Raw genomic sequence first — 9,042 nt, 5'->3', positions numbered from 1 at the left:
TCCGACGGTCTGACTGGACCACAGAAAAGGGCCCGGATGGCATGTCCATCCGGGCCCTTTTTCTATTTCTCGTCAACTTTCGCCGTATGCCGTAGGGGCGCGCTCAGGCGCCGCCCAGAACTCCCGCGCGAATCCGGTTCACGCCTGTACGGCACCGTCCACGCCGGCGACGGTGTAGGAGGTCACCTCCCGCAGCGGAACGCGACACCTTTGGCCCTTGGCCTTGTCGCCCAGATCTCCGCCGGCGGCCGCTGGGGAAATGCCCCAGACGCGCAGCCCGGCGCCGGCCGGCCGCCGCTTGAGCGGCGCATGTCGCCGTGTCCTCCAGCCCATTGCAGAGGGGATCGGCACCGACGCGGCGTCATCCCCGCACGCCCTCCACGTGCGCTCTCAGCTCCCTGCGCATCTGCCCTGGGCATCCTTTCCGCCACGCGCCCCGGTAGCGAGGGCTGCTTGGACGGGACTCGACCGCCCACCGGTTTCATCTATCCGATGTGATTTGCGTCACACAAGATCCTAAACCGTTCCATGACTCGGCGCGAGGAGGGCCGGAGAATGCCGTATTGATCAGCGGAAACACAGTCAACTACGAAAGATCGGGCGCCGAAGCGTCATTAGTGCCTCACGGACAGACCTCAGGAACCGCCTTACATACCCCTTATTCCTCCTATAGCTTTCTCCTCGTTCCTTCACTGACGCATGGGGCGCAAGTGACGTCCCACGACAGACCAGGGAGAAATCCATGAAGCGCACTCTCGCCCTCGGCGGGATCGCGGCGGGCCTGCTGGCCTCTGCCGCCATCGCCGCGCCGGCTCACGCCGCCGACGAGATCCCGGCCATCAACCTCGCGAACACGAACTTCGCCGCCAAGCAGGTGGCGGCGTTCTGGTACGGCGAGAACAAGGCCAACCTGATCAACGCCACGCCGTACAACGTCGAGACCACGATCCCCACCCGTCACGTCTCGACCGGTGGCGCTTCGGCCGACAGCAAGCCCGGCGTTGTCGGGTCCAGCGGCGACCAGAAGCCCGCCACGGCCACCCTGAAGAACATCAACCTGCCGAAGACCACCGGCAAGGTGTTCTTCATCGGCGGCGACGGCAAGCCCCACTGGTGCTCCGCGACCGCCGTCCAGAGCGGTTACAAGAACCTGGTGGCGACCGCCGGTCACTGCGTCTACGACACGGTGACCAACAAGGAGACCCTCGACAAGTGGGTGTTCATCCCCGGCTACTACCAGGGCAAGACCCCGTGGGGCATCTACGTCGGTAAGACCGCCTACACCCACTACGACTACGACGTGTACGAGGACGGCGACCGCGACTACGCGTTCGTCACCGTCTACAACGGCGTCCTGCCCACCAGCGTGTCGGTGGACAAGGTCAAGAACTGGGTCGACAACCGCGTCTTCGACACCCGCGCCGAGGCCGAGAAGGCCCGCAAGGACCTCGAGCTCAAGACCACCGGCTGGGCCGGCGAGATCGTCCCCGTCGTGGACTACAAGACTGTGGTCCGCAACCGGCACGACGAGTCGAAGAGGGAGTACGTCAACATCTTCGACTTCCTTCGGGCGCAGGAGGGCTGGGGTTACGAGAACCGGACCTTCGGCAACAGCCCGTCCCAGCAGGAGGTCGACGAGCTGGCGGCCAAGCTCAACCAGGCTCGTGGCGGCACGACGGACTTCAAGGTGTCCCGGGGTACCGGCGTCACCGTTACTCGTATCAGCCACGACGAGTTCTCCTCCGCCAAGTACGGCAACGACGAGTTCCGCGTCTCCGAGGACCTGAAGACCTTCTACTTCGCCTACAACAACGGCTGGTACAAGGTCACCCTCTGGGTGAACTACGACATCGACTACAAGCTGCGTGGCCACATCGTGGACATCGCGCTGAAGGACGTCGGCACCCTCGGCAGCAACGTGGGTGGCCAGGGCCTGGCCTACAACCAGAAGATCGGCACCGGGATCTTCGTCTTCGGTTACCCGAGCGGGTCGCACCCGGACGGCAACTACGCCTTCACCGGCAAGACCCTCAAGTGGGCCTACGGCAAGACCTTCAAGGCCGCCGCTCCCGCGATGAAGGCCGAGGAGCTCGTCGGGATCAAGTCCTCCTTCACCGGCGAGGGCTCGATCGGCTCGTCCTGGCTGTACCGCTACAGCAGCACCAAGCGTCTTGGTTACCTCAACGGTGTGACCATCGCGGTCTCCGACACCGACGGCAACAAGCGCATCGACACCAGCGTCTCCCCGTACTTCGACGGTGAGACCCTGGCCGTCTACCAGTACGCCGCAAAGTTCGCTTCCGGCAAGATCGTCTGAGAATCCCTCTGACGGTCTGACTGGACCACAGGAAAGGGCCCGGCCTCCAGCCGGGCCCTTTTCCTATATCGCGGGGTGGCTGTCAGGCATCGCTCCAGTAACAGCCCTTACGCCCCATGATCTCCTCCGATAACTTTATTCTCATCCTTTACTGACGCATGGGGCAAAAGTCACGCCCCACGCCAGACCTGGGAGAAAAAGTGAAGCGCACCCTCGCTCTTGGCGGCGTGGCGGCCGGCCTGCTGGCTTCCGCCGTCGTCGCCTCCCCCGCCCAGGCGGAGACGGTTCCGGCCAAGCCCCTGGCCGAGACCAACTTCGCCGCCAAGCAGGTGGCGGCGTTCTGGTACGGCCAGAAGATGGCCAACCTGATCAACGCCACGCCGTACAACGTCGAGACCAAGGTCTCCTCCAAGGTCATCGCCCACCTGCCCAAGGAGCCCGCCTCCTACAAGCCGGGCGTCGTCGGGTCCAGCGGCGACCAGAAGCCCACCGGCACCTCGAAGAACGTCAACCTGCCCCGGTCCTCCGGCAAGGTCTTCTTCGTCGGCGCCGACAACAAGCCGCACTGGTGCTCCGCCACCGCCATTCAGAGCGGGCACAAGAACCTCGTGGCCACTGCCGGTCACTGTGTCTTCAGCACAGTGAAGGAGAAGGACACGATGAGCAAGTGGGTCTTCGTCCCCGGCTACTACCAGGGCAAGACTCCGTGGGGCATCTACGTCGGCAAGACGGCCTTCACCCACTTCGACTACGAGGTCTACGCCGACGGCGACTTCGACTACGCGTTCGTGGCCGTCTACAACGGCGTCCAGGTCACCGACGTGAAGACCGACAGCGTCAAGAACTGGGTCGACAAGCGGGTCTTCAAGACCCTGGCCGAGGCCGAGAAGGTGCAGAAGGACGTCGAGACCAAGGAGACGGGCTGGGCCGGCAAGATCGTGCCGTTCGTGTCCAAGCCCGAGACGGTCGTCAGGGACAAGAAGAACAAGGAATACCAGCAGACGTGGATCGACGTCTGCACCTGGGCGCACTGGCAGAACCTCCAGGCGCCGGCTCTGACGGCTGAGAACAAGGCCCCCGCGACCAAGGACGCGGTGGAGATCCTCAACAAGGGCCGCGGGGAGACGACCGACTTCAAGACCGCGCCCGGCACCGGGATCAAGGTCACCCGCGTCTCGCTCACCGAGTACGACTCGGCCAAGGACGAGGTGAAGCTCGGCGACCTCGTGTTCCGCGTCTCCGAGGACGGGAAGAGCGTCTACTTCATCTACGACCACGGCTACTACAAGGTCAACTTCTGGGCGAAGTACGACCTGGACTACAAGCTGGTCGGCAAGATCGTGGACATCACGCTGAAGGACGTCGGCCGCCTCGGCGACAACGTCCCCGGCCAGGGCCTCGCGTACAACCAGAAGGTCGGCCAGCCGACCTACGTGTTCGGTTACCCGAGCGGGTCGCACCCGGACGGCAACTACGCCTTCACCGGCAAGACCCTCAAGTACAGCTACGGCAAGACCTTCCCCGCCGCGGCGCCGTCCATCAAGGGCGAGGCGCTTCAGGGCATCAAGTCCTCCTTCACCGGTGAGGGCGCGCTCGGCTCCGGCTGGCTGTTCAAGTACGACAACAGCAAGCGGTTCGGCTACCTCAACGGCGTGACCATCGGCGTCTCGGACACCGACGGCAACGATCGGTACGACACCAGCATCTCGCCGTACTTCGACGGCGAGACCCTGGGCGTCTACAAGGTCGCCGCGGCCGCCGCGTCCGGCAAGATCGTCTAAGCGATCGACCTCATGAGAAGGGCCCGGCAGTCCGCCGGGCCCTTCTCTCGTTTCCCGGCTCTCCGTGTCTTCCCACGTCACTCCGCGGGCTCGCCCTACGCTTTCACCCCGCCGGGAGTCGTCGTGCGGGCAAAATCAGACGTGATCACACCGTCGCACGGTTCCACCTCACGATTGTGATTTACATCACATTCATCACCTAAACGACCGGTGACTCAGTGTGATCACGGCATCTCTGAATCAGCATCTCATCAGCGAAAACACAGCAAACATTCAGGATCGGATCCGGCCCTGATCATCGCGGGTGCGTATGCGGAGCGATTCTCGGCGCTACTTTCCGCCTGACTCCTCCGATAGCTTTCTTACCGTCCCTTTACTGACGAGTGGGCGCATTTTGTGCCCCCGACAGATCGAGGAGAACACCCCTTGAAGCGCACCCTCACCCTCGGCGGCATCGCGGTCGGCCTGCTGGCCTCCGCGGTCGTCGCAACCCCCGCACACGCGGACTCCGTACCGCACGACACCCTGGCCGGCTCCAACTTCGCCGCCAAGCAGGTCGCCGCCTTCTGGTTCGGCGAGCGCATGGCCAACCTCCGCAACGCCAGGCCGTACAACGTGGAGACGCGAGTCTCGGCCAAGCACGTGTCGACCGGCGGGGCGTCCGCGGACAGCAAGCCCGGCGTCGTCGGCTCCAGCGGCGACAAGAAGGCGACCACCAGCACGAAGAACGTCAACCTGCCCCGCACCACGGGCAAGGTGTTCTTCATCGGCGCCGACCACAGGCCCCACTGGTGCACCGCGACCGCGGTCCAGTCGCACTACAAGAACCTGGTGGCGACCGCCGGCCATTGCGTGTACGACACCAAGAGCAACAAGGCGACCCTCGACAAGTGGGTCTTCGTCCCCGGCTACTACCAGGGCAAGACCCCGTGGGGCATCTACGTCGGCAAGACGGCGTACACCCACTACGACTACGACGTCTACGAGGACGGCGACCGCGACTACGCGTTCGTCACGGTCTACAACGGCGTCCTGCCCACCGGCGGCTCCAGCAAGAGCTACGCCCAGACGTACGAGACCTCCCGTGAGGCGAGGCGGGCCAAGGCCAGGCTCGACAAGGACAGCGCCTACTCGCACCTGCGCATCCGGCCCGTCCTCGACACCGACCACGTGGTCAAGGAGGGCACCCGCGAGTCGGAGAAGGTCTACGTCAAGCGGGACGAGTGGAAGAAGCTCAACCCCGAGGGCACTCCCGCGAACGGGCCCTTCAAGGAGGGCACCGGCGTCACGGACAAGGAGTACACCTCCAAGCCCGACGGCTGGGTCGAGGGCAAGGCGTCGGCCGACGGCAAGGCCTTCTACCTCAAGAAGGGCGACAAGTTCGTCGTCCGCACCTACTGGATCAACTACGACGTCGACTACCGCCTGACCGGCCGGACCCTGTCGATCGGCCTCAAGGACGTCGGCACCCTCGGCTCCAACGTCGGCGGACAGGGCCTGGCCTACAACCAGAAGATCGGCAGCGGAACCTTCGTGTTCGGCTACCCGAGCGGGTCGCACCCGGACGGCAACCACGCCTTCTCCGGCAACACCCTCAAGTGGTCGTACGGCAAGACGTTCAAGGCCAGCTCCCCCACCATCAACGCCCAGGAGCTCGTGGGGATCAAGTCGTCGTTCACCGGTGAGGGCGCGCTCGGCTCGGCGTGGCTGTACCGCTACAGCAACAAGAAGCGGCTCGGCTACCTGAACGGCGTGACCATCGGCGTCGCCGACCGCGATGGCAACCAGCGCTACGACACCAGCGTCTCCCCGTACTTCGACGGCGAGACCTACGGCGTGTACAAGGTCGCCGCCAACAACTGGTCCGGCAAGATCGTCTGATCCGCCACCACGTACGCGAAGGGGCCCGGCATCACGCCGGGCCCCTTTCCGTTTCTCCGCGCATCGGCGACCGCGGCGACGCTCTACTGCCCTTCGAGGCGCTCCGCCACCGTCATCCATTCGAGCTCGGCCGCCTCCTTCTGCGCGGCGATCTCGCGGAGCTCGGCGTCGAGCTTGGCGAGGCGCTCGAAGTCGCTCGCCGCCTCGGCCATCTCGGCGTGCAGCTTCACCTCCCGCTCACCGAACTTGTCGATCTGCCGTTCCAGCCGGTTGAGCTCCTTCTGCAGCTCCCGCAGCTCCTTGGCGGACGGCCCGGCCGCAGGCGCCGGCCGGTCGTCCTGGACGGCCCCCTCGGGAGCGCCTGCGGCGGAGGCCGCGCGGGCCGACAACGCGGCGCCCGACGCGCGGCGTTCCAGGTATTCGTCCACGCCGCCGGGAAGCATCGACAGCCTGCCGTCCCCCAGGAGCGCGACGCAGCGGTCGGCCACCCTCTCCAGGAAGTACCGGTCGTGGCTGACCACCACGAGCGTGCCCGGCCAGGCGTCGAGGAGGTCCTCCAGCTCGGTGAGCGTCTCGATGTCGAGGTCGTTGGTCGGCTCGTCGAGCAGCAACACGTTCGGCTCGTCCATGATCAGCCGGAGGAGCTGCAGTCGCCGCCGCTCGCCGCCCGACAGGTCGCCGACGACCTTCCACTGGGCCTCGCCCCGGAAGCCGAGGCGTTCGAGCAGCTGGGAGGCCGACCACTCCTTCTTGCCCACCTGGACGTACTTGCGGATCTCCTCGACCGTCTCCAGCACCCGCCGCGTGGGGTCCAGCTCGGCGAGCTCCTGCGACAGGTGCGCGAGCCGCACCGTCTTGCCGCGTACGACCCGGCCGGAGTCGGGCTCGACCGTGCCGGACAGCAGGCGCAGCACCGACGACTTGCCCGAGCCGTTCACGCCGATCAGGCCGATCCGGTCCCCCGGGCCGAACTGGTACGTGCAGTGGTCGAGCACCAGCGGACCTGCCCCCGGGCCGCCGGCGTGGAGCGTCACGTCCTCCAGGTCCGCGACGGTCTTGCCGAGCCGTGCCGAGGCGAAGTTGAGCAGCTCGACGGTCTCTCGCGGCGGCGGCTCGTTCGCGATCAGCGCCTCGGCCGCGTTGATCCGGAACTTGGGCTTGGAAGTCCGGGCCGGCGGTCCGCGCCGCAGCCACGCGATCTCCTTGCGCATGAGGTTCTGCCGGCGCTCCTCCGCGGCCTGCGCGATCCGCGCCCGCTCCGCCTTGGCCAGCACGTACGCCGCGTAACCGCCCTCGTATCGCTCGACGGAGCCGTCCACGACCTCCCACGTGCGGGTGGAGACCGCGTCGAGGAACCACCGGTCGTGGGTGACGACGAGCAGCGCGGACTTGCGCTGGACGAGATGCCCGGCGAGCCAGGCGATGGCCTCGATGTCGAGGTGGTTGGTGGGCTCGTCGAGGATCAGCAGGTCGTGCTCCTCGACCAGCAGCCGCGCCAGGGCCGTACGGCGCCGCTCACCGCCCGACAGCGCGCCCGCGGGAGCCGCGAGGTCGATGTCGGCGAGCAGGTTGGCGAGGATCTCCCTGATCGCGGCGTCGCCGGCCCACTCGTGCTCGGCCCGGCCGGCCAGGACGATGTCCTTCACGGCGGCGTCCGGGTCGAACTGGTCACGCTGGGAGAGCGTGCCGACCCGCAGCCCGCGGGTGTGGGTCACCCGGCCGCTGTCGGGCTTGAGCGTTCCGGCGATGATCGAAATCAGCGTGGTCTTGCCACCGCCGTTGCGGCCGACGACGCCGATCCGGTCGCCCTGCTCCAGCCCGAGAGAGACGTCGGCGAGCAGAGGCTTGGGCCCGAAGGCGTGGGAGACGGACTCCAGATTGACCAGATTCATCGCCCGTAAAGCTTATCCGGCCACGGTGGCCCCGGGGACGGGCCCGTGGGCGGTGACGACGGCCCGGCAGCCGTCCACGTCCTTGATCAGGCCGGCCAGCTCGTGCGCCCGCTCGGCCGACTCGGCGAGGAAGGCGCAGGTCGGGCCGGAGCCGGAGACGAGCGCGCCGAGCGCCCCGTGCGCACGACCCGCGGCGAGCGTGTCCGCGAGCGAGGGACGCAGCGCCAGCGCGGCGGGCTGGAGGTCGTTGGACAACGCCTGCCCGAGCGCCTTCGCGTCGCCCTCGCGCAGGGCGGCGAGCAGTGCCTCGCTCACCGCGGGCGTGGGCGCCGCCACCCCCGCCTCCTCGCGCAGCCGGTCGCACTCGCCGTACACCCTGGGGGTGGACAGGCCGCCGTCGGCGAGCGCGAAGACCCAGTGGAAGATCCCGGCGGTCTCCAGCGGGGCGAGCCGCTCGCCGCGTCCGGTGCCCACGGCGGTGCCGCCGAGCAGCGCGAACGGCACGTCGCTGCCGATGTCGGCGGCGATTTCCATCAGGTCCTCGACCGGCAGGCCGAGGCCCCACAGCTCGTTGCAGGCCACGAGGGCCGCGGCGGCGTCGGCGCTCCCCCCGGCCATGCCTCCGGCCACGGGGATCGACTTGCGGATCAGCAGGTCGGCCCGGTAGGAACGGCCCGCCCGGTCGGCCAGCGCCATGGCGGCCCGGACGGCGAGGTTGTCGTCGCTCACCGGAACCTCTCCGGTGTGGTCCCCCTCGACCCTGACCCTGAGCGGGGCGGCGGAGAGGTCCCCGTCGGCGGGCTCGGCGGCGGTGACCTCGTCGAACAGCGAGACCGCGTGGAAGACGTTCACCAGGTCGTGGTAGCCGTCCTCGCGCAGCGGGCCGACCGCGAGCTGAAGGTTGACCTTCGCCGGCACGCGCACCGTGATCGCGCTCATCGCCCGTTCACCGGCTCGTGCCGTCCTCGCGCGTGTCGTCCTGGTGCGTGTCGTCCTGGTTTCGGGCGACGGGCGGGGCCACGTCGTCTGTGCCTGACCATGAGATCCGAGCTTAGCGTCACACGCCCCTCGGAACATCTCGCGAGTTTCCCCTGATCAGCCGTGCCCGCGTATGCGAAAAGGGCCCGGCTGGAGGCCGGGCCCTTTCCTGTGGTCCAGTCAGAGCGTCAGA

General features: G+C 67.2%; 5 protein-coding genes. 3 read left to right on the top strand and 2 right to left on the bottom strand.

Annotated elements, in window-relative coordinates; translation table 11 throughout:
- The first annotated feature begins 742 nt into the window (after positions 1-742).
- The 3 genes from Msi02_RS42425 to Msi02_RS42415 all read left to right on the top strand — a co-directional run bounded on the left by Msi02_RS42425 (position 743) and on the right by Msi02_RS42415 (position 5,979).
- Positions 743-2,317: a trypsin-like serine peptidase gene (locus tag Msi02_RS42425; RefSeq protein ID WP_204053360.1), complete on the top strand. Its 1,575-nt coding sequence runs from the start codon at positions 743-745 to the stop codon at positions 2,315-2,317.
- Positions 2,318-2,517: 200 nt separating this feature from the next.
- On the top strand, positions 2,518-4,098 hold the full coding sequence (locus Msi02_RS42420) for a trypsin-like serine peptidase (RefSeq protein ID WP_204053359.1): 1,581 nt from the start codon (positions 2,518-2,520) through the stop codon (positions 4,096-4,098).
- A 426-nt stretch (positions 4,099-4,524) separates the two neighbouring features.
- A complete protein-coding gene (locus Msi02_RS42415) occupies positions 4,525-5,979 on the top strand; it encodes a trypsin-like serine peptidase (protein WP_204053358.1) in 1,455 nt (484 codons plus the stop codon).
- A gap of 83 nt (positions 5,980-6,062) precedes the next feature.
- Here the strand turns inward: Msi02_RS42415 and Msi02_RS42410 are convergent, their stop codons facing one another.
- Both Msi02_RS42410 and Msi02_RS42405 read right to left on the bottom strand, forming a co-directional pair.
- Positions 6,063-7,871 (bottom strand): ABC-F family ATP-binding cassette domain-containing protein, encoded by a 1,809-nt coding sequence (locus tag Msi02_RS42410; protein ID WP_079313249.1) that lies wholly within the window; start codon positions 7,869-7,871, stop codon positions 6,063-6,065.
- Between the two features lie 12 nt (positions 7,872-7,883).
- Positions 7,884-8,810 (bottom strand): 4-(cytidine 5'-diphospho)-2-C-methyl-D-erythritol kinase, encoded by a 927-nt coding sequence (locus Msi02_RS42405; RefSeq protein ID WP_204053357.1) that lies wholly within the window; start codon positions 8,808-8,810, stop codon positions 7,884-7,886.
- Positions 8,811-9,042: the final 232 nt, after the last annotated feature.

The organism is Microbispora siamensis, assembly GCF_016863095.1.
GTDB lineage: Bacteria > Actinomycetota > Actinomycetes > Streptosporangiales > Streptosporangiaceae > Microbispora > Microbispora siamensis.
Note: the sequence above shows the minus strand (reverse complement) of the source record. Positions and strands in the feature narration are given on the sequence as shown.